The sequence below is a fragment of the Variovorax sp. S12S4 genome (assembly GCF_023195515.1).
In the GTDB taxonomy this organism is placed as follows: Bacteria; Pseudomonadota; Gammaproteobacteria; order Burkholderiales; family Burkholderiaceae_C; genus Variovorax.
This window is the reverse complement of record NZ_JALPKR020000002.1, coordinates 1,834,712-1,856,045: the sequence shown is the minus strand read 5'-3', so window position 1 is coordinate 1,856,045 and position 21,334 is coordinate 1,834,712. Positions and strand designations below refer to the sequence as shown.

Annotated in this window: 15 protein-coding genes and 2 pseudogenes; 1 reads left to right on the top strand and 16 read right to left on the bottom strand. The window is 66.7% G+C overall.

All coding sequences use genetic code 11. From position 1 onward, the window contains the following. Positions 1 to 22: 22 nt before the first annotated feature. The 13 genes and pseudogenes from hutG to M0765_RS09355 form a co-directional block, all read right to left on the bottom strand. Entirely contained in the window at positions 23 to 838 is an 816-nt protein-coding gene (gene hutG / locus M0765_RS09415; RefSeq protein ID WP_258503320.1) for an N-formylglutamate deformylase, read from the bottom strand. A 5-nt stretch (positions 839 to 843) separates the two neighbouring features. After that, a complete protein-coding gene (locus M0765_RS09410; protein ID WP_258503319.1) occupies positions 844 to 2,229 on the bottom strand; it encodes a formimidoylglutamate deiminase in 1,386 nt (461 codons plus the stop codon). Then, positions 2,226 to 3,476, bottom strand: coding sequence for an imidazolonepropionase (gene hutI, locus M0765_RS09405; protein ID WP_258503317.1), 1,251 nt, complete (start codon positions 3,474 to 3,476; stop codon positions 2,226 to 2,228). Before hutI ends, M0765_RS09410 begins: the two co-directional genes overlap by 4 nt. Before the next feature lie 24 nt (positions 3,477 to 3,500). After that, positions 3,501 to 4,073 carry a HutD/Ves family protein gene (locus M0765_RS09400; RefSeq protein ID WP_258503315.1) on the bottom strand — a complete coding sequence of 191 codons (573 nt, stop codon included), beginning with the start codon at positions 4,071 to 4,073 and terminating at the stop codon, positions 3,501 to 3,503. Positions 4,074 to 4,214: 141 nt separating this feature from the next. Beyond that, positions 4,215 to 4,883: an amino acid ABC transporter permease gene (locus M0765_RS09395; RefSeq protein ID WP_258503313.1), complete on the bottom strand. Its 669-nt coding sequence runs from the start codon at positions 4,881 to 4,883 to the stop codon at positions 4,215 to 4,217. A 12-nt stretch (positions 4,884 to 4,895) separates the two neighbouring features. Then, complete coding sequence (locus M0765_RS09390) at positions 4,896 to 5,648, bottom strand: transporter substrate-binding domain-containing protein (protein ID WP_258503311.1); 753 nt, start codon at positions 5,646 to 5,648, stop codon at positions 4,896 to 4,898. A gap of 52 nt (positions 5,649 to 5,700) precedes the next feature. Further along, the gene (locus M0765_RS09385; protein WP_258503309.1) at positions 5,701 to 6,432 is read right to left on the bottom strand and encodes an IclR family transcriptional regulator; all 732 of its coding nucleotides are present in this window, start codon (positions 6,430 to 6,432) and stop codon (positions 5,701 to 5,703) included. A gap of 141 nt (positions 6,433 to 6,573) precedes the next feature. Further along, entirely contained in the window at positions 6,574 to 8,292 is a 1,719-nt protein-coding gene (gene hutU / locus M0765_RS09380; protein ID WP_258503308.1) for a urocanate hydratase, read from the bottom strand. 24 nt (positions 8,293 to 8,316) lie between these two features. Continuing rightward, on the bottom strand, positions 8,317 to 9,870 hold the full coding sequence (hutH, locus tag M0765_RS09375; protein WP_258503306.1) for a histidine ammonia-lyase: 1,554 nt from the start codon (positions 9,868 to 9,870) through the stop codon (positions 8,317 to 8,319). Positions 9,871 to 9,880: 10 nt separating this feature from the next. Beyond that, positions 9,881 to 10,654 (bottom strand): annotated as a pseudogene (gene hutC / locus M0765_RS09370) (histidine utilization repressor); the annotation flags it as partial. A 389-nt stretch (positions 10,655 to 11,043) separates the two neighbouring features. Beyond that, positions 11,044 to 11,838, bottom strand: a complete 795-nt coding sequence (locus M0765_RS09365) for an ABC transporter ATP-binding protein (protein WP_446751545.1) — start codon at positions 11,836 to 11,838, stop codon at positions 11,044 to 11,046. Continuing rightward, positions 11,835 to 12,700 (bottom strand): annotated as a pseudogene (locus M0765_RS09360) (ABC transporter permease). Before M0765_RS09360 ends, M0765_RS09365 begins: the two are co-directional and overlap by 4 nt. 15 nt (positions 12,701 to 12,715) lie before the next feature. Beyond that, positions 12,716 to 13,684: an ABC transporter substrate-binding protein gene (locus M0765_RS09355; protein WP_258503303.1), complete on the bottom strand. Its 969-nt coding sequence runs from the start codon at positions 13,682 to 13,684 to the stop codon at positions 12,716 to 12,718. A gap of 290 nt (positions 13,685 to 13,974) precedes the next feature. Between M0765_RS09355 and recQ the strand changes: the two genes are divergently transcribed. After that, a complete protein-coding gene (recQ, locus tag M0765_RS09350; RefSeq protein ID WP_258503302.1) occupies positions 13,975 to 15,870 on the top strand; it encodes a DNA helicase RecQ in 1,896 nt (631 codons plus the stop codon). Positions 15,871 to 15,893: 23 nt separating this feature from the next. Here the strand turns inward: recQ and M0765_RS09345 are convergent, their stop codons facing one another. From M0765_RS09345 to M0765_RS09335, 3 genes are all read right to left on the bottom strand, one after another. After that, positions 15,894 to 17,084, bottom strand: a complete 1,191-nt coding sequence (locus tag M0765_RS09345; RefSeq protein WP_258503300.1) for a nucleoside hydrolase — start codon at positions 17,082 to 17,084, stop codon at positions 15,894 to 15,896. 141 nt (positions 17,085 to 17,225) lie between these two features. Next, positions 17,226 to 18,623: a S41 family peptidase gene (locus tag M0765_RS09340; RefSeq protein ID WP_258503299.1), complete on the bottom strand. Its 1,398-nt coding sequence runs from the start codon at positions 18,621 to 18,623 to the stop codon at positions 17,226 to 17,228. A gap of 286 nt (positions 18,624 to 18,909) precedes the next feature. Next, positions 18,910 to 21,234, bottom strand: coding sequence for an ATP-binding protein (locus tag M0765_RS09335; RefSeq protein WP_258503298.1), 2,325 nt, complete (start codon positions 21,232 to 21,234; stop codon positions 18,910 to 18,912). Between the last annotated feature and the right edge of the window lie 100 nt (positions 21,235 to 21,334).

The following is a 21,334-nucleotide window of genomic DNA, read 5'->3' as shown; positions in this document are numbered from 1 at the left end:
GCCCCTGGCGGCCGTCAGTGCTTTAGCGACTTTCGACGAAAGCCAGCACCGCCTCGATCATCCGCCGCACATGCGGCTGCACGCCGGCGGCCACCTCGGGCAGGCAGTCGAAGGGCAGCTTCTCCTGCATGTAGCTCGACTGCGTCATTTCCAGTTGCACCGCATGCACGCCCGCCGCGGGGTTGCCGTACTGGCGCGTGATGTGGCCGCCCTTGAAGCGGCCGTTGAGCACGCCGGAATAGCCGGGGGCCGATTCGGCGATGCCAAGCAGCGTGGCTGCGAGCGCCGGGTCGCAGCTGGTGCCGTTGCCGGTGCCCAGGTTCAGGTCGGGCAGCTTGCCTTCGAAGAAGCGCGGCAGCACCGAGCGGATCGAGTGGGCGTCCCACAGTGCGATGGTGCCGTGCGCCGCCTTCAGGCGGTCGAGCTCGGCTTGCAGCTGCTGGTGGTATGGGCGCCAGATTGCCTCGCGCCGCGCGGCGACTTCCTCGTCGTCCGGTAGATCGTCGCTGGACGCGTAGAGGGGCGTGTCGTCGAAGGTGTCGACCGGGCACAGGCCAGTGACGCTCTGGCCCGGGTACAGGCTCGCGCCATCCGGCGGACGGTTCAGGTCGATCACGTAGCGCGAATGCGTGGCAACGAGCACCGAGGCGCCGAGTTCGTCGGCAAAGTCGTAGAGCCGCTCGAGGTGCCAGTCGGTGTCGGGCACATGGCGCGCCTCTTCGGTAAAGCGGGCGGCCAGCGCGGGCGGCACGTAGGTGCCGACGTGCGGCATGGAGATGAGCAAGGGACGCGTGCCCTGGCGGAAGCGGAATGCGGGTTCGGTGGTGGTGAAACTCATGGGGCTCAATTTTCCAGAAGAAGCTGGCCGCGCGCTGCGACGAATGCGGCGGCAGCCTCGTTGTGCAGTGCATGGCGGCCCGCCTGCACGCGCGGCCGGCCTGCCACCCACACGGCATCGATGGCCGACGTGCGGTGGCTGGCAAAGACGTGCGACGACAGCATGTCGGGCGCTGGCAAGCCCTGCAGCGCGAGCTGCGCGGCATCGAGCACGACGAAGTCGGCTTGCTGCCCCACCGCCAGCCCGCCGATGGGCCGGCCCGACGCCTGCGCGCCGCCGCGCACCGCTTCGAGCGTGAGCGCGGTGGCCACGTGCGGCTGCGCCGCGCTCGCGCCGACGTTGCGCTGCCGCTTGCCCAGGCGCTGGCTGTATTCGAGCATCAGCAGCTCTTCGGCCGCGTTCACGGTGGCATGGCTGTCGGAGCCCACGCCCCAGGCGCCGCCATGGTGGCGCCATGCCGAAAAGTCGAAGATGCCATCGCCGAGGTTGGCTTCGGTGGTGGGACACAGGCCGGCCACCGCGCCGCTCTTTGCGCCGCGCTCGTATTCGGCCATGTCCATGTGCGTGGCATGCACGAGGCACCAGCGCGCATCGACCGGTGCATGGTCGAGCAGCCAGGCCACCGGGCGCTGGCCGCTCCAGGCCATGCAATCGTCGACTTCCTTGGTCTGCTCGGCAATGTGGATGTGGATCGGGGCGGCGGGGTCGATGGCTTCCAGGCCCGCCACGGCTTCGCGCAGGGCATCAGGCGGCACGGCGCGCAGCGAGTGCGGCGCAAGGCCCAGCCGAGCGCCCTGTGCGTCGCACACGGGCTTGAGCGCATCGAGCAGGCGCAGCATCGAGTCGGTCGAGCGGATGAAGCGGCGCTGCCCTTCGTTGGGCGGCAGGCCGCCAAAGCCGCTGGTCTGGTAGAGCACGGGCAGCAGCGTGAAGCCGATGCCCACCTTTTGCGCGGCGCGCAGCAGCGCGAGGCTCAGCGTTGCGTCGTTCGCATAAGGGCGGCCGTCGGCGTCGTGGTGCACGTATTGAAACTCGCACACGCTGGTGTAGCCGGCTTCGAGCATTTCGGCATAGAGCCAGGTGGCAATGGCCTCCATGTGCTGCGGCCCGAGGCGCGCGGCAAAGCGGTACATCAGCGTGCGCCAGCTCCAGAAGCTGTCGTGCTGCTCGGCGCGGTGTTCGGTGAGCCCTGCGAAGGCGCGCTGGAAGGCGTGCGAATGCAGGTTGGGCATGCCGGGGATCACGGGGCCGTTTGCCACCTGCGCGCCGGCTGCCGGCTGAGCTGCGGACTGCACCTGCGTGAGCTGGCCGGCATCGTTCCACGACAACAGAACGTTGCTGGCCCAGCCGCCGGGCAGCAATGCGTCGGCTGCAAACAGCGTGCGCGTCATGCGGCGGCTCCCACGGCAATTCGGCCCTTACGAACCACGGTGCGCACCGGGCGCTGGCCGAACCAGTAGGCCAGCTCGGCCGCCTCGCCCACATTCCACAGCACGAAGTTGGCAGGCATGCCCACCGCAATGGCGCCGTGCGTGTCCTGCAGGCCGAGCGCGCGCGCCGCATGCACCGTGACGCCGGCCAGCGCCTCGGGCACGGTCAGGCGGAACAGCGTGCACGCCATGTTCATCATCAACAGCAGGCTCAGTGCGGGCGATGTGCCGGGGTTGTGGTCGGTCGACACGGCCATCGGCACGCCGGCGGCGCGCAGCGCCTCGATGGGCGGCAGGTGCGTGTCGCGCAGCGTGTAGTAGGCGCCGGGCAGCAGCACGGCCACGGTGCCCGACCGGCGCATGGCCTCGATGCCTTCGGCCGACAGGTGCTCGATGTGGTCGCACGAGAGCGCGCCGTAGCGCGCGGCGAGCGCGGCACCGCCCATGTCGGAGAGCTGCTCGGCGTGCAGCTTGACGGGCAGGCCCAGTGCTTTCGCGGCCTTGAAGACCTGCTCGGTTTGGGCCAGTGAAAACGCGATGCGTTCGCAGAACACGTCCACCGCATCGACCAGCCCTTCGGCGGCAAGCGCGGGCAGCATCTGGCTGCAGACGAGGTCGATGTAGTCGCCGCTGCGGCCCGCGTATTCGGGCGGCAGCGCATGCGCGCCGAGAAAGGTGGTGCGCACGGTCACGCCGTAGGCATCGCCAAGGCGCCGCGCCACGCGCAGTTGCTTGCGCTCATGCTCGAGCGAAAGGCCGTAGCCCGACTTGATTTCGATGGCGCAGACGCCGTCGGCCAGCAATTGCTCGAGCCGCTGCGCAGCCTGTGCAAAGAGCATGTCTTCATCGGCTTCGCGCGTGGCGCGCACCGACGAGACGATGCCGCCGCCCGCCTTTGCCACCTCTTCGTAGCTCGCGCCCGCGAGCCGCATTGCGAACTCGTTGGCACGCTGGCCGCCGTAGACCAGGTGGGTGTGGCAATCGACCAGGCCCGGCGTGACAAGCGCGCCGCCGCCGTCGTGCGATGCAAGGCCCGCAAATTCGGCGGGCAGCGCATGGCGTGCGCCTACCCAGCGGACCTTGCCCCCTTCCACCGCGATGGCGGCATCGGCAGCGGCTTCCGCAGGGGTGGCCGGCGCAGCACCGGGCGCGAGGCGAAGGCCAGTCCAGAGGCCATCGGCCGAGGGGTACGAGATTGCGGATGTCATGGGTCTCTTTCGGTATTCCAGAGCTTACGCCGGCACGATGCGAACCGCTGCCAACCGCGCGCCTTCGTCCTCCGGCACGGCTTGCCACGCCTGCGCGTCTTCGGCCCAGTACACGCCCTCGCCTTCGGCGCGCGCCTCGCCGTTCAGGCGCCACGTGCCGCGCAGCGCAAGCAGCACGCCGTGCGGAGCTGGCTCGACGACCGAGGGCTCGGCGAGCACCTGCACTTCGGCGCGCCACCGGCCGCGCCGCGCCATGATGTTGAAGTCGTTCGATGCGCCGCCGAGCAGCGCGCAATCGATCGCCTCGTCGCCGCTGAAAGTGAAGGGCCGGTGCGGCGCGTCGAGCCGGTGGTCCGTTCGTCCGTCGGGTGTGAAGAGCCGCACGCCATCGCCTTCGAGCAGCATGATGCTGCGGTCGACGCCTTCGAACACCGAGAACGGCCCCGGCGCCGCAATGGTGGCGATGCTCGCGCGCCAGCTAAAGTCGTCGAGCCCCGCGCCCTCGGGCCAGCTGATGATTTCCTGCGTGGTGCCGCCGCCGTTCTTCCATGGCTTGGCCGGGAGCGATGCGCGGGAGAAGCGCTGCACGCGTTTCATGGCCGGTCCTCTTGCTCCTTCCCCTTCCGGGGAAGGCCGGGATGGGGGCGGTGCCCGGCGAGCGCCGAGCGCGGGTCGAGGCCGTCGTGCCCCCACCCCAACCCTCCCCCGACAGGGGAGGGAGAAAGACGAAATGCAGACTCATCGCATCAACCCGCCCTGCCGCAGCTTCTGCTCGAAGTGCCTGAGAACCAGCGTCATCGTGCCCGTGAGCACGAAGTACACGAGCGCGATGGCAAGGTACACCTCGAGCGAGCGGTACGACACGCTGATGATCTTCTGCCCCTCATGCATCACGTCGTGAATGGTGAGCAGCGACACCAGCGCCGAGTTCTTGATGAGCGCAATGAACTCGTTGCCCAGCGGCGGGATCATGCGCACCACCGCCTGCGGCAGCACGATCTCGCGCATCGCCGTGGCGGGTGTCATGCCCAGCGACTGGGCCGCGAGGGTCTGGCCCTTGTCGATCGACTGGATGGCGCCGCGCACGATCTCCGACACATACGCGCCCGAATACACGCCCAGCCCCAGCACGCCGCACAGGAAGGCCGGCAGCAAGATGCCGAAGTGCGGCAGGCCGAAGAACAAGATGAACAGCTGCACCAGCAGCGGCGTGCCGCGAATCGCCGCCACATAGGCAGTGCATAGGCCGTAGAGCCAGCGCCGCTTGGGGTTGAGCCGCCCGATGCCGACCACGAGGCCCAGCACGCAGCCGAGGGCGAGCGCGCAGGCGGTAATTTCCACCGTGACGAGCGCGCCGCGCAGCAGGTCGGGCCAGCCTTGCCAGACCGGCGAGAAATCGAGATCCATGAGCCGGCCGGATTACTTGGCGCTGGCGTTGAACCACTTCGCGACGATTTGCGCATAGGTGCCGTCGGCCTTGAGCTTCTCGATGGCGCCGTTCACTGCCTTGGTGAGCTCGGGCGTGTCCTTGCGGATGGCCATGCCGTATTCCTCGGTGGTGATCTGCTCGGGCAGCACCTTCAGGCCGCCGCGCGTGCGCACGTACTGGTAAGCGGCGGGCTTGCCGGTCACAGCCGCATCGGCGCGGCCGATGTCCACCAGGTTGAACATTTCCTGGTTCTTCTCGACTTCCATCAGCTGCACCTGCGGATACTTTTCCTTGGTGTAGGAGACCGACTTGGTGCCCACCTGCACGCTGACCTTCTTGCCGTTGATGTCGGCCGGCATCTTGATGGCCGTGTTCCCGTCCTTCACCATCACGACCAGGCCGCCCGCGTAGTAGGGCACGGTGAAGTCGACGACCTTCTTGCGCTCGTCGGTGATGTAGATGGCCGAGACGGCCATGTCGAAGCGCTTCGAAATGAGTCCCGGCACCAGGCCCTTGAAGTCGATGTCGATCCACTCGATCTTGCGGCCCAGCGTCTTGCCGATCGCTTCGACCAGCTCCACGTCGAAACCCGTGCGCTTGCCGTTCTCGACGAACTCCATCGGCGGAAAGGTGGCATCGGTGGCCACGCGCAGCGGCTCGCCCTGCGCTTGCGCGGTGGCGGCAAAGCCGAAGAAGGCAAGGCTGGAGAGTGCGGCGGCAATGAGGGTGCGGCGGGTGTTCATGTGAAAGCTTCCGTGGGTTGAAAAAGAAAAGAAAACCGTGCGCAAAGGCTGGCTACTGCAGCGCGCGTGAAATGCGCGCCGCCGTGACGACGGTCATGTGCAGCAATGCAGCTTCCATGCCTTCGACACGCGTGAGCGGGGCCATGAGCGTGATCGCGCCGCGCAGGCGACGGCCCGATGCGAGCACCGGTACGCTCGCGCCCCACACGCCTGCGTCCACCTCGCCATGCGTCACGGCATGGCCGGCTTCGCGAATCGCGTCGAGCTCGGCGGCGCGCTGTGCGCGGCGCTCGGCGCTTTCGCCGAATGCGTCGAGCAACGCATCGCGCTGGTCGGTCGGCAAGTGGGCCAGCAGGCACTTGGCACTGGCGCCGTCGCGCGCCGGCACGCTGCGGCCACGGTCGAACGAACAGCGCAGCGACTGTTCGCTGTCGATCATCTCGAGGCACACCACGCGATCGTTCACGGCCGTGACCAGCGCCACGCTTTCGCGGCTCTGCTGTGCGAGCGCGCGCATGTCGGCGCGCGCCGCCATCACGAGGTCGGAGTTGCCGTCGAAGCCGGTTGCAAGCTGCACGCTCACGGGCCCGGGCGAGTAGCGCCCTTCGGCCTCCATGACGAAGCCCCAGCGCCGCAGCGTTGCGATCTGCCGGTACAGCGTGCTCTGCGAAAGGCCGGTCGCCTGCATCAGCTCCGCAGCCGACATGGCCGCCTTGCTTTGCGCCAGCACCGACAGCACCAGCAGGGCTCGGTCGTTGTGGGCGGAAGCTTCGGGCGGCGTCATCGGGAGCGGCGGCGAGAGGTCGAAAAGTGGGTGCGGCGTGCAGTATCTTGTTGGCCGTTCCCACGTCCAAGCCTTCATTCCCACTGAGTGGGAATCGGCGCGTTTTTTCTTTTTACCTTCGTCTTACTGCTTCGCTCCGGGTCAGCGCACCATCGGCAACTTGAGGCCCTGCTTCTTTGCCGTGGCCACGGCAATGTCGTAGCCCGCATCGGCATGGCGCATGACGCCGGTGGCCGGGTCGTTCCACAGCACGCGCTCGATGCGCTTGGCGGCTGCATCGGTGCCGTCGCACACGATGACCACGCCCGAGTGCTGCGAATAGCCCATGCCCACGCCGCCGCCGTGATGCAGGCTGACCCAGGTGGCGCCGCCCGCTGTGTTGAGCAGTGCGTTGAGCAGCGGCCAGTCGCTCACCGCATCGGTGCCGTCCTTCATTGCCTCGGTCTCGCGGTTGGGGCTGGCCACGGAGCCGGTGTCCAGGTGGTCGCGGCCGATGACGATGGGCGCCTTGAGCTCGCCGTTCTTCACCATCTCGTTGAAGGCCAGGCCGGCGATGTGGCGCTCGCCCAAGCCCAGCCAGCAGATGCGCGCCGGCAGGCCCTGGAACGCGATGCGCTCGCGCGCCATGTCGAGCCAGCGATGCGTGTGGGTGTTCTCGGGGAACAGCTCCTTGATCTTGGCGTCGGTCTTGTAGATGTCTTCGGGGTCGCCCGACAGCGCCACCCAGCGGAACGGGCCCTTGCCTTCGCAGAACAGCGGGCGGATGTAGGCCGGCACGAAACCCGGAAAGTCGAACGCATTCTTCACGCCTTCGTCGAACGCGACCTGGCGGATGTTGTTGCCATAGTCGACCGTGGGAATGCCCATGGCCTGGAAGTCGAGCATGGCCTGCACGTGCACGGCGCACGATTGGGCGGCGGCCTTCTTGAGTGCGTCGTGCTGCGAGGCGTCCTTCATCGCGGCCTGCCATTGCGGCACGGTCCAGCCCGACGGCAGGTAGCCGTTGATGAGGTCGTGCGCGGAGGTCTGGTCGGTCACAAGGTCGGGCTTGATGCCGCCGGCCTTCGCGCGCTTGACCAGCTCGGGCAACACGTCGGCCGCGTTGCCGAGCAGCGCGATCGACACGGCTTCCTTTGCGTCGCAATGCTGCTTGATGAGCTCGAGCGCATGGTCGATGTCGCGCGCCTGCTTGTCGACGTAGCGCGTGCGCAGGCGAAAGTCGATGCTCGACTGCTGGCACTCGATGTTGAGCGACACCGCACCCGCCAGCGTGGCCGCGAGCGGCTGCGCACCGCCCATGCCGCCGAGGCCGGCCGTGAGGATCCACTTGCCCGCGAGGCTGTTGTTGTAGTGCTGGCGGCCGGCTTCGACAAAGGTTTCGAAGGTGCCCTGCACGATGCCCTGGCTGCCGATGTAGATCCAGCTGCCCGCGGTCATCTGGCCGTACATGAAGAGGCCCTGTCGATCGAGCTCGTTGAAGTGCTCCCAGTTGGCCCACTTGGGTACGAGGTTCGAATTGGCGAGCAGCACGCGCGGCGCGTTCTCGTGCGTCTTGAACACGCCGACCGGCTTGCCCGATTGAATGAGCAGCGTCTCGTCGTCGTTCAGTTCCTTCAGCGAAGCGAGGATCTGGTCGTAGCAGGCCCAGTTGCGCGCGGCGCGGCCGATGCCGCCGTACACCACGAGATCTTGCGGGCGCTCGGCCACCTCGGCGTCGAGGTTGTTCTGCAGCATGCGGAACGGGGCTTCGGTGAGCCAGCTCTTGCAGTTCAGTTCGCTGCCGCGCGGCGCGCGGATCACGCGCGTGGGGTCATGGCGCGGGTCGGTGTTTTGCATCGGGAGCTTTTCGGGTGCGTTCATGGCGAGGTTCTCCTTGATCGGTGTTCAGGCGTGGCTGGGCAGGATGTTCAAAAGCGCGGCGGGCAACTCGGCCTTGAGCGCCCACTGGCGCATGGCTTCGATGTCGGGCGCGAGATAGCGGTCGGCTTCAAGAAACGCGACCTTCTGGCGGATGTTGGCGAACTCGGCTTCGACCAGCGGCGAGCTCTTCAGGTTTCGGTTCAGTTCAATGCCTTGCGCCGCCGCCATGGCTTCAATGCCGACGACCACCGCCGTGTTGTTGACCATGTCGCCCAGGCGCCGCGCCGCGAAGGTGGCCATGGACACATGGTCTTCCTGGTTGGCCGAAGTGGGCAGGCTGTCGACACTGGCGGGATGCGCGAGCGACTTGTTCTCCGAAGCCAGCGCGGCCGCCGTGACCTGCGCGATCATGAAGCCGGAGTTCAGGCCGCCGTCGCGCACCAGGAACGGCGGCAGGCCCGAAATTCCGGTGTCGAGCAAGAGCGCGAGGCGCCGCTCGGAAATGGCGCCGACCTCGCTCACGGCCAGCGCAATGATGTCGGCCGCAAAGGCGACCGGCTCGGCGTGGAAGTTGCCGCCCGAGATCACTTCGCCGGTGTCGGTGAAGACCAGCGGGTTGTCCGATGCAGCATTGGCCTCGATCACCAGCACGCGCGCGGCATGCGCGAGGTTGTCGAGGCAGGCACCCATGACCTGCGGAATGCAGCGCACCGAATAAGGGTCTTGCACGCGGCCGCACGCTGCATGCGACGGCACGATCTCGCTGCCTTCGAGCAGCGTGCGCACCGCGGCCGCGACGGCAATTTGCCCCGGCTGGCCGCGTGCGGCGTGAATGCGCGCATCGAACGGTTTGATCGAACCCTGGATGGCTTCGAGCGAGAGCGCGCCGGACATCAACGCAGAGGCGAACACGTCTTCCGCGCCGAACAGCCCGGCCAGCGCGAGCGCGGTCGACACCTGCGTTCCGTTGAGCAGCGCCAGGCCTTCCTTGGGGCCGAGCACGAAGGGCTCGAGGCCGACGAGGCGCATGGCCTCGGCACCGCTGACCACGGCACCGTCCGCAGTGGTCGCCTCGCCCTCGCCGATCAGCACGCAGGCCATGTGCGCGAGCGGCGCAAGATCACCCGAGGCGCCGACCGAGCCCTTGCACGGAATGCGCGGCATCACGCCCGCATTGAACAGCGCCAGCAAGGCGTCGACCAGCGCGGGCCGCACACCCGAGTGCCCGCGCGCCAGGCTCACGGCCTTGGTGGCCAGCACCATGCGCACGACAGGCGCAGCCAGCGGCTCGCCGGTGCCCACGCTGTGCGAGAGCACGAGGTTGCGCTGCAGCTCGGCCAAGTGGTCGTTGCCGATGCGCGTGCTCGCGAGCTTGCCGAAGCCGGTGTTGATGCCGTAGACCACCTGGTCGTTCTCGACGATGTGGCGCACCGCCGCTTCGGCGCGCGCCATGCCGTCCTGCACCGACGGATCGAGCGCCAGCCGCACGCCGCCGGCCTGGATGCGGCGCAGCATGGCGAGATCCACCTTGCCGGGCGTGAGAGTCAGGGTGGCGGGAGTGTGATTGTTTGTTGGCATATGAACCTGTCTATACAAGTGGTTGCAAGAGAAGACCTGCGGTTTCCGCGACACAAAAATCAGCCGAACGAGGGTTGCCGTCGGCTTTGAAACGGCTGCCGAGGCTATAGCGCGAGGCGGGATGGAGGCACCGCACCCAGGTAACGGGCGTGTTGCGCGTCCAGGTGCGGCGCGTGAGCAGCAGGCAGGGGTCGGTGGGTTCCATCGCCAGCCGGCCGGCCTGCTCGGCGGTGGGCAGCACGGCATCGACAACGTGCTCGATCTGGTCGAAGGGCACGTTGCGCACCAGGTACTCGCTGGGGGCAACGGCGGCAAAGTCCTGCTCGAGAAAGTCGGGCACGACCTGCGGATTGACGTACCGTTCCTCGAGCTGCACCGGCGTGTCGTTCTCCAGGTGCAGGCAGACGCTGTGGAACACCGAGGTGCCCGCGCGCATGTCGAGCCAGGCCGCCACGTCGGGCGAGGCGGCAATACGTTCCACGGCCAACATCTCGCAGCGGTAGTCATGGCCGCGCTGGCGGATTTCGCTGGCAATGTTGGCAATCTGCAGCAGCGTGGACTGGGGCTTGTTCTCGGCCACAAAGCTGCCGACACCGGCCATGCGCACGATGCGGCCCTGTTCCATCAACTCGCGCAACGCGCGGTTCACGGTCATTCGCGAGATGCCGAACTGGGCAACCAGTTCGCTTTCGGAGGGCAGGCGGTGGCCGGCGGGCCAGGTGCCGTCCTGGATCTTGCGGGAGATGTGATCCTTGACTTGCGCATAGAGCGCGAGGGAGGGAGGTCGCGCTTCATGTCAGCGCTCCATCCACGCTGTTGTTCTTGGCGCTGTTTTTGGCGCTGTTGTTCAGGGCGCGTGCACAGGCCACCGGGTACTCCCCTCCGCGAATGTCCCCGGGCTTCGCCCTCCTCCTTTATTTCGCTGCGCGGAGCACCCGATGCCCTGTGCACCTGGGCACGCTGCCGGTGTACCGCTGATCAACCACCGCTCTGTCCAACGCACCCGCTGGCGGGGTGCCTTGCGCAGCGAAATAAAGGAGGAGGCCGCAGGCCGGGGGACATTCGCGGAGAAAGGTACCCCGTCGGCGGGTACGCGCCCCGAACGTTCACGAGCGCGACCTGAACAGAGCACCGAACCCGCACAACGACGAACAAGAGCGCACCGCTTCATTCCTAATGCTCCGCAGCCGCCATCGACTCCGCACGAATCTCTTCCGTCAACCGAGCCTTGATTTCCATGAACTCGGGCGACGTCTTGATCGTGTAGTGGCGCGGGTGCGGAAAGTCGACCGCGATCTCCGTCTTGATGCGGCCTGGCCGGGCGCTGAACACCGCCACGCGGTTGGCCATGAAGATGGCTTCGTCGATGTCGTGCGTGACGAACAGCACCGTCTTCTGCGCCGACTCCCAGATGCCCAGCAACAGCTCTTGCATCAGCACGCGCGTCTGGTTGTCGAGAGCGCCGAAGGGCTCGTCGAGCAGCAGCATCTTGGGGTCGTTGGCGAGTGCGCGCGCAATGGCCGTGCGCTGCTGCATGCCGCCCGAGAGCTGCTTGGGAAAGTGGTTCTCGAACCCACGCAGGCCCACCTTGGCGATGAAGAACTCGCTGCGTTCCTTTTGATCGGCCTCGCTCATGCCGCGCTCGCGCAGGCCGAAGCGGATGTTCTGCGCCACCGTGAGCCACGGAAAGAGCGTGTAGCTCTGGAACACCACGCCGCGGTCGGCGCCGGGGCCTTCGATGCGCTCGCCGTCGAGCAGCACCTGGCCAATGGTCGGAAAGTCGAGCCCCGCCACGATGCGCAGCAGCGTCGACTTGCCGCAGCCCGAGGGGCCGAGGATGGTGACGAAGTCGTTCTCCTTCACCTCGAAATCGATCGGCAGCAGCGCCTGCGTGCTCTGGCCCTTGGTGCCCGTGAAGACGCGCGACACGCCCTGGATGGAGAGTTGGTTGTTGTTCGTCATCATCATAGTGCTGCCCAGGCGAACATGCGGCGGTTGAGCGCCTTGAAAGCGAAGTCGGACACCAGCCCGATGACGCCGATCACGATGATCCCGAAGATGATCTGCCCGGTGTTCAGCAACGCCTGGCTGTCGGTGATCATGTGGCCGATGCCGGAAGAAGAGCCGATGAGTTCGGCCACGATCACGTAGGTCCACGCCCAGCCCAGCACCAGGCGCAGGGTTTCGGCAATGCCGGGTGCGGCGCCGGGAATGAGCACCCGCGCGACGATGCCGCGGCTCTTGGCGCCCAGCGTATAGGCGGCCTCGACCAGGTCGCGCCGCGCACCGCCGACGGTGACCGCGACCATCAGCGTGATCTGGAACACCGAGCCGATGAAAATGACCAGCAGCTTCTGCGCCTCGCCAATGCCCGCCCACAGGATCAAGAGCGGAATGAAGGCCGAGGCCGGCAGGTAGCGGCAGAACGAGACAAAAGGCTCGAAGAAGGCCTCGACACCCTTCCACGTGCCCATGGCAACGCCCAGCGGCACCGCGACGATGGTCGCCAGCACAAAGCCGCCGAACACGCGCCACACCGTCATGCCGATGTCGTGGATGAAGTTGTATTCGGTGAAGAGCAGCACGCCCTCCTTCACCATGGTGACGGGGCTCGCCAGGAAGGTCGGCGACACGAAGCCGCCGAGCGTGAAGAAGGCCCACACCGCCACGAACAGCACGAAGAAGCCGAGCCCCAGCAGCCAGCGTGCACGCGCGCCCACGGGTTCGAGCGGCGCCAGCGAGCGCCTGCGGCGGGTGCCGCCGGCGCCGCCGCCAGCCGGGCGGGAACCGCCACCGGCTCGGATGAATTCATGACAGGCGTCGCTTCCATGCTGCTGGCTCGCTCTTACTTGATGAAGCTGGTGTCGAAGGTGGCGGCCAGGTCGTCGGGCGCCTTGCGGATGACGCCGGACTCCAGCAGGATGGCCTGCGCGTCCTTCATGAAGGGCGTGATCTCGCTCGCAAAGAACTTCTGGTTGGCTGCCTTGTCCGACCAGCGCAGGTAGGCCGACGACTTGGCGAACTGCTCGCCGGTCTGCTTGACGGCCGCGCCCATGATCTCGTTCGACTTGGCCGGATCGGCCTTGATCATGTCGATGGCTTCGAAGTACGAATTGGTGAGCGCCTGAGCGGCCTTGGCGTTGGCCTTGAGCCACGTGGGCGCGCAGCCGACGGTGTCCATCACCATCGGGTAGTCGAGCGTGGTGGCGAGGATCTTGCCGGCGGCGGGATTGGCGCGCACGGTGGAGAGATACGGCTCGTAGGTCATGGCGGCATCGTTCTGGCCGGCCACGAAGGCCTGCGCCGCGGGCTGCGGCTCGAGCGAGACGAGCTTCACGTCCTTCATGGTCATGCCGTTCTTGTTGAGCATCCAGGCCAGGCCGAAGTACGGCGCGGTGCCGGGTGCGCTCACGCCGATGGCCTTGCCCTTGAGGTCGGCAAAGCCCTTGACGTCGTTGCGCACGGCCAGGCCGTCGGCGCCGTAGGACTTGTCCATCTGGAAGATCTGCACGATGGGCACGCCGTTGGCGTTCCATGCCACGTGGGTTTCGACCGTGGTGGCCGCGCACTGGATGGAGCCCGAGGCCAGCGCCAGGTGACGGTCTTTCTGCGGGATCATCTTGAGTTCGACGTCCAGCCCGTTCTTCTTGAAGATCCCGGCCTTGTCGGCCAGCGTGAGCGGTGCAAAGCCGGTCCAGCCCGACATGCCGAGCACGATTTTGGTTTCCTGCGCGGCGGCCGTTCCGGCCATGCCTGCTGCACATGCGCCTGCTGCCAGCAGGGAAGCGACTTTCACAATTACCGTCTTGACCATGGGTACTCCTGGTTCTGTTCTCTGAAAAGGCTCGGCGATGCGCCCCTGATAGCGGGATACGCGCGCCTCGCATTGTTGCCAAGCGCCCCAACTTGTATATACAGGATAACCCGGGAGAGCCGTTTCGGTGCATTTCTTCAGGAAAATGCACCAGATTGCTGTCTATACAGGAGAGCGGCGGGACGGGTTTTGCGATTGCAAACCTCGTGCCACAGTCATGTCGATGCCACTGGGGGACAATCCGGGGTCGCTCCCTTTTTCCCGGTTCCCGCCCTTCGCCCCCTGCCCTCGTGTCCTCGCTCGCTCCCCTCCCCCTCGACGCTCCCGGCAGCAGCAGCGCACCCGCCGACATCCTTCACGAAGTCTTCGGCTATTCGCAGTTCCGCGGGCCGCAGCAGGACATCGTGGAGCACGTGGTGGGCGGCGGCGATGCGCTGGTGCTGATGCCTACCGGCGGCGGCAAGTCGCTGTGCTACCAAATTCCGGCCATTGCGCGGCAACGCGCGGGCCGCGGCGTCTCGGTGGTGGTGTCGCCGCTGATCGCGCTGATGCACGACCAGGTCGGCGCGCTGCACGAAGCCGGCGTGAACGCGGCCTTCTTGAATTCCACGCTCGACTGGGAGCAGACGCAGGACGTGGAGCGCCGCATGCTGCGCGGCGAGATCACGCTGCTGTACGCGGCGCCCGAGCGCGTGAACACGCCGCGCTTTCTCTCGCAGCTCGATTCGCTGAAGGAGCGCGGCAAGCTCTCGCTGTTCGCGATCGACGAGGCGCATTGCGTGAGCCAGTGGGGCCACGACTTCCGGCCCGAATACCGCGCGCTCACGGTGCTGCACGAGCGCTACCCGGGCGTGCCGCGCATCGCACTCACGGCGACGGCCGATGCGCTCACGCGCGCCGACATCGTCGAGCGGCTGCAGCTGGAGGAAGCGCGGCAGTTCGTCTCCAGCTTCGACCGGCCGAACATCCGCTACACCATCGTCGAGAAGAAAGACGCGACCACGCAGCTGCTGCGCTTCATCGAGCGCGAGCACGAAGGCGACGCGGGCGTGGTCTATTGCCAGTCGCGCAAGCGCGTGGAAGACGTGGCCGTGACGCTGCAGGGCGCGGGCATCAACGCGCTGCCCTATCACGCCGGGCTGGACGCCGCGGTGCGCCAGAAGCACCAGGACCGGTTCTTGCGCGAGGAAGGTATCGTGATGGTGGCGACCATCGCCTTCGGCATGGGCATCGACAAGCCCGACGTGCGCTTTGTCGGCCACTTGGACATGCCCAAGAACATCGAGGGCTACTACCAGGAAACCGGCCGCGCGGGCCGCGACGGCGCCCCGGCCGATGCCTGGATGGCTTATGGCCTGCAGGACGTGGTGAACCAGCGCCGCATGATCGACGAGAGCCCCGCGGGCGAAGAGTTCAAGCAGGTGATGCGCGGCAAGCTCGATGCGCTGCTGTCGCTGGCCGAGGCAAGCGACTGCCGTCGCGTGCGGCTCCTGGGCTACTTCGGTGAAAAGAGCACACCCTGCGGCAACTGCGACAACTGCCTGAACCCGCCGCAGGTGTGGGACGGCACCGATGCGGCGCGCAAGCTGCTCTCGACCATCTACCGCGTGCAGCAACTGAGCGGCATCAGCTTCGGCGCGGGCCACATCATGGACATCCTGCGCGGCAAGGAGACCGAGAAGGTCAAGCAGTTCGGGCATGAGCGCATCAGCACCTTCGGGCTGGGCGCGGAGTTCAGCGAAGTGCAGTTGCGCGGCGTGCTGCGGCAGCTCATCGCCACGGGCGCGCTGGCCGTCGATGCCGAGGCATTCAACACGCTGAAGCTCACCGAAGGATCGCGCCCGGTGCTCAAGGGCGAAGCGAACGTGACGCTGCGCGAATCGATCTCGTCGCCCGCCGAGCGCAAGCCGCGCCGCGAGAAGGTGGCCAAGGGCGCGCCGTCACCGGCGGCCGCCAAGCTCGACGACACCGGCAAGAAGCGCTTCGAGGCGCTCAAGGCCTGGCGCGCGGAAGTGGCACGCGAGCACAACCTGCCGGCCTACGTGATCTTTCACGACGCCACGCTGGCGGCCATTGCCGAACGCGCACCCGCCACGCTCGAAGACCTGCAGGGCATCAGCGGCATCGGCACCAAGAAGCTCGAAGCCTACGGCAGCGAGGTGCTGCGCGTCGCCTCGGCTTTCTAGGCTCGCCGCCTGGCGCGTATCGGTCAGCTGGCCGGCGGCAGTGTGATCGGCACCGGCCGCGTGAGCAGGTCGACATACAGCTCGAAGAAGCGCGCGTTGTCGAACTTCTTCACCACGGTCATCTTCTGCAGCGTGGGCCCCGCGGGCTGCGCGCTGTAGCCGATGGAGCGGCCGTTTTGTGCGGCGCCGGGCTGGGCGACCACGTCGACATAGCGCTCCACCGTTTGCGTGGCGTAGCTCGGGTCGATGAGGTAGGCGAGCGTGAGCGTGTCCCAGATGTTCTGCGTGTAGCTGGGGTTGTTCTCGAAGCCGTTGGTGCCGCTGAAGCCGTAGCCGTTGAGTTGCCTGAACACCTCGGTCACGGGCGTGGGCTTGGCGGTGTGCGCAATGCGGTCGTAGATGGGCTTGGTGAGAAACACGGTGTCGGTCACGTCGAGCGGCACCACCACCTGCGGGATCGGCAGGCGCACCACGAACTGCGCGGCCTCGGGGTCGAACCACCAGTTGAACTCGGCAAACTTGGTGGTGTTGCCCGCCACGTCGATGGCGCCGCCCATGTAGATGATCTTCTTGATGAGCGGCACGATCTCGGGGTTCTGCTTGACCGCGAGCGCAATGTTGGTGAGCGGGCCGATGGCAAGGATGGTGATCTCGTTGGGGTTGGCCTTCACCGTGTCGACGATGAAGTCGACCGCGCTCTTGCGCTGCAGCACGGTGCGGGTCGCGAATCCGTCGGGCGAGGGCTTCAGGTCGGCATCGGTCTTGGGCTCGGGGCCGCTCCATGCGCCCAGGTAGCCATCGCCTCCCGCACCAGCGGCCATTTCGGCCTCGATGGTCGCGTAGTCGTGGTTGAACGCGTAGTTCGCGCCGGCATAAACGCCGATGCGGTCGCCCACGCCAAGGCGCTCCACCGACATCAGCGCATCGGCCACGCCCTGCTTGAGCCACTGGTTGCCCGAGACCACGCTGATGCCCATGACCTGCACCTTGCCCGAGGCCTGCAGCTGGGCGGCCATGACGCCGAGCTGGCCGTCGTCGCTCATGGTGTTGTAGTCGCTGTCGATGATGATCTTCTGCGCGGGCGGCGGGGCGGCGCCGTACCCCGGGGCGAGCCCGATGCCGCCGTTGCCATCACCGCCGCCGCCGCAGGCCGACAGCACCGTGGCAAGCAGGGCCGCGGCCATCCATTTGCGTCGCTGAATCCGAATCTTCATCCCGGCTCCTTTGAGTTGGTATTGCCATGTAGAACTAAATGCCAAACGATTGCGCAAACGTTTGCTTGAACTCTAATAGGCGAGCCGAAAGAGCGGTAAAGGGGATGGTTTCAAGCAGTAACCGTGATGGTGCGAGACCGCTCAGCCCGGGGCCGGCGCGGCATCGAGCAGGCGGATTTCGCGCAGCGGCGTGCGATGGAGCAGGTAGGGTTGCTCTGTGGTCGCTTCAGGCTTCTCGAGCCCCGGCAGGGCCTTGGTCGAAGCTGTTGCGGGGCATGCGCCGCCGTTGCGCATCGCCAGCGCGGCGGCGAGCCGAGCCTCGGCCGGATCGCCGAGCGCATGGTCGAAATCGTCGGCCATGGTGCAGCTGGGGGCGAAGCCGTCGCCATAGTCGCCGAAGTTCTTGGCGTTGACGCCCTGGAACTGGATGGCGAAGTAGCTCGTGCCGCAGTTGTCTTGCGGAGAAAAGCCGTAGGGCTTGCCGCAAGTGGCCCCGCCGACGAGGTTGACCTGGACGTCGATGCCGCGCAGGCTGTTGATGACCGACTCGCTCGCCGAGCAGGTGTCGGGGCCGACCAGCACCGTCACCTGCGAAAGGCCGAGCCTGGGGAGTTCGGCGCCCGAGCGGCTCCTGGCGTGGAACGGAATGACCGTTTGCGCCGGCGTCAGGTGAAACGGGTTCTTGTCGTTGAAGACAAGGCGCTCGAAGGTCTTGCCCGAGGTGGCGGCCGGCGAAGACACCATGGTGGCCAGACGGCTCGCGATGTTGAGCTGGCCGCCGCCGTTGTAGCGCATGTCGAGCACCAGGTCCTGGATGCCGCTGCCGGCCTTCAGCTGGTTGACCGCATCGATGAGCTGCGCTTCGGAGGTTGTGATGTGGTCGTTGAAGAGCAGGTAGCCCACGCGGCCGCTGCCGGTGTCGATGGTCTTCACGTTCTGCACCGGCGTGCGCGTGATGCTCGCGGCCGACAGCGTCACGGTGCGCGTGGTGCCGCCTTCCTGCAGCTTGAAGGTGTGCGATTCGCCGATGGTGGTGGGTGAAATGCCGCGGTTGATGACGGTGGTGTTGGTGCCTTCGATGACGTCGACGCCATCGACTTCGAGCACCTTTGCGCCGCGTGCAATACCGGCTGATGCGGCGGGCGAGCCAGGTTCAGTGAAGGCAATGCGCAGGTCGCGCGGCCGCGAATTGCGCACGAACGCGAACTCCATGCCGTAGCCCGGCGCCACGCCGGCCTCCGAGAGCTGCCGGTACCGCTCGGTGTCGTACACGTAGTGAAAGCGGTCCTTCGCGCGGCCCGATGCGGTGAGGGCCGGGCTCTTGAGCACGCTGAAGTAGGCGACCGGCGTGGCGTAGTCGGCGGCCTTGAGGGTGGTCGGCACTTCACCGTACCAGAGATAGGTTTCGTCGATCCAGCCGCGCACCCAGCGCTTTTCGTCGGTGAGCGTGCCGACCTTGTCGGGGTAGGCGGTGCCGGTCTCGGGGTTGGTGCCCGTGCGCGGCGCGGCGCACAGGCCGGCCACGGTGGACGAGGCCACGATGGTGTCGTCATTGACGCCGCTGGCGGGGGCGTGGCGGCGGGCGGCAGGAAGATCGGCAGCCCACCGCCGCCCCCTCCTCCACCGCCACCGCCGCAAGCCGCCAGAACGAAGGCGGTGAAGGCCAGCGCGAATGCGGCTTGCGCACGGGCGGTGGCGCGCGGCTTCTCCCGCGCGTTCGCTTCGAGTGAATTCATCGAGCCCCTCCTCGTGTCCGCTGCCGCGGACAGTTTTCTTGTTTGCCGCTTTTCAGTCGCGATGTTCTACGGCGGTGTTCTGCAACGGTCTACTGCACGAAACCCATGCCGCGCGATTCGCGCACTTCGGGCTTGATGCGGTGCTCGGCCTCGAGCTGATCGAGGAATTCGGCGGCCGAAAAATCGACCGCCAGAATATCCGTCTGCCGTTTCACGGCCGCGAAATCTCCCGGGCACAGCTGCCTCATTTGTGCCAGGCGCGTCTTGATTTCTCCGGTGAGCAATGCCGCATCGCCGGCCAGTGCCTCGGTAATGAACATGCGCTCGCGCTGCACCGCGGTGAGCGGCATGAACTTGATCTTGAACGTGAAGCGCCTGAGCGCCGCCTGGTCGAGCCGGTCGAGCAGGTTGGTGGTGCAGATGAAGACGCCGTTGAAGCGCTCCATGCCCTGCAGCATCTCGTTGACTTCGGTCACTTCATAGGTGCGCTGCGCGCCGCGCCGGTCCTGCAGGAAGCTGTCGGCCTCGTCGAGCAGCAGCACGGCTTTTTCGGCTTCCGCTTCCCTGAACATGGCGGCCATGTTCTGCTCGGTTTCGCCGACGTACTTGCTCATGAGATCGCTGGCCTGCTTGATGATGAGCGGGCGACCGATGGCCTTGGCAATGTGCTCGGCCAGCGCGGTCTTGCCGGTGCCGGGCGCGCCGTAGAAGCACAGCGTGCCGTGCCCGCGCGCCTTGATGGCCGCCACGATGCGCGGAATCTCGAAACGGGTTTCGACATTGAGCATGTCGAGGTCGTAGGTGGTCACGCTGCGCCGCTCGCCCAGGCCGGTGTCGAGCGTGCCAAGCGCGAGGTCGGCATTCTTGAGTTGCCGCTCGATCAGCGCTTCCATCGATGCGCCCTCGGTTTGCGCGAGCCCCGCAAAGCGCACCGCGGTGCGGATCTGCGCGGGCGTGAGGCCCTTGCGTTCGGCGAGCTTGGCGGTAAAAGCCTCCGACACCACGATGCCTTCAAGCGTCTTCATGATGAGCTGCTCGCGCGCGCCGGGCGGCGGCGACTTGAGCTCGAGGTGATACGCAAAGCGTCGGCGGAACGCCGGGTCGATCTGCTCGATGCGGTTGGTCACCCACAGCGTGGGCACCGGGTTGGCTTCGAGGATCTGGTTGACCCAGGCCTTGCCGCTCACGCTGCCGCTGGTGGGCGCTGGAATCTGCTCGGCACGGGCCATGAACTGCGCGGCTTCGGTGCTGATGGGCGGAAACACGTCTTCCACCTCGTCGAACAGCAGCGCGGCCTGCGCACTGCCCTTGAGGAACACCTGCGCAATCTGCAGCGAACGATAGCGGTCGCGGCCGCTCAGCGAATTGCCGTCGCGGTCGGCGTATTCGACCTCGAACAGTTCGAGCCCCGCCGCCTGCGCCACCACCTTGGCAAGCTCGGTCTTGCCGGTGCCGGGCGGCCCGTAGAGCAGCACGTTGACGCCGGGCTCCTTGCGCGCCACCGCGGCGCGCAGCAGCGTGACGAGCATCTGCGCGTCTTCTTGTACAAAAGAAAAATCGTGCGTGGTGAGCGTGCTCTTGGCCGATGGCCGCGTGAACACGGCCATGAGTTCGTTGTGGTCGCGGTACTCGCGCATCAGCACCGGCGGCAGCTTTTCGCTGACCTTCATGAGGTCGGCCAGGTCGGTGATGTTGTGCTCGGAAATCAGGTTTTCGACCAGGCCGATGCGCTCGAGCCGCGAGCCCGCGCGCAATGCCTCGCCCACTTCGCTCGCATTGACGCCCGCAATGTCGGCAATGGCCGCATAGGCTTCGGGCGCATTGTTGACCTTGAACTCGACCAGCAGCGAACGCAGGTCGCGCTGGTAGCGCGCGAGCGTGCCGTAGAGCAGCAGCGCGCGCTCGGCCTTGTTGAGCTGCAAGAGGCCCGCGAGCGCATCGATGTTCTTTTCGACCAGCGTCGATTGCTTGCGCAGCGCATGCGTGAGCCAGTCGCGCGTGACGGCCAGCACAGAGAGCAGGTCCTTGGGGTGGTCCTTGGCGTATTCGTCCAGGTAGAAGAAGAGCGTGCCTTCTTCATACGGGCCGCGCCACACGCCGTGCCGCTCGAGCAGGGTGCGGCCGTCGAAATCTTCCACGCCTTTCCAGGCCTCGTTGCCCGCGCAGCGGCGGCCGAGAAATTCGCGCAGCCGCTGCAGCACCGCAACGGGCCACACCAGGTGGCGGCCGGTGAGCGACAGCAGGCCGTTGATGTCGCGGCGCACGTTGAAGCGCGGCCCCTGCTTGGCGGCGAGCGTGAGCACGAAGTGCGAGCACATGAGCTCGAGCACCGGCGCGCCCTTGAGCCCGGGCGACGGCAATGCCTGCCCGCGTACCGCAGCAGCCACGACATCGACACCCGCACGCTTGACCATCGGACAACCTCCAGACGAGGAACTTCTTGGAGCGACCATAACGCAGACTTTTAGCTTGGGGAAGACGCCGGAACGGTAAAAACCCTGATGGTGCGATTCC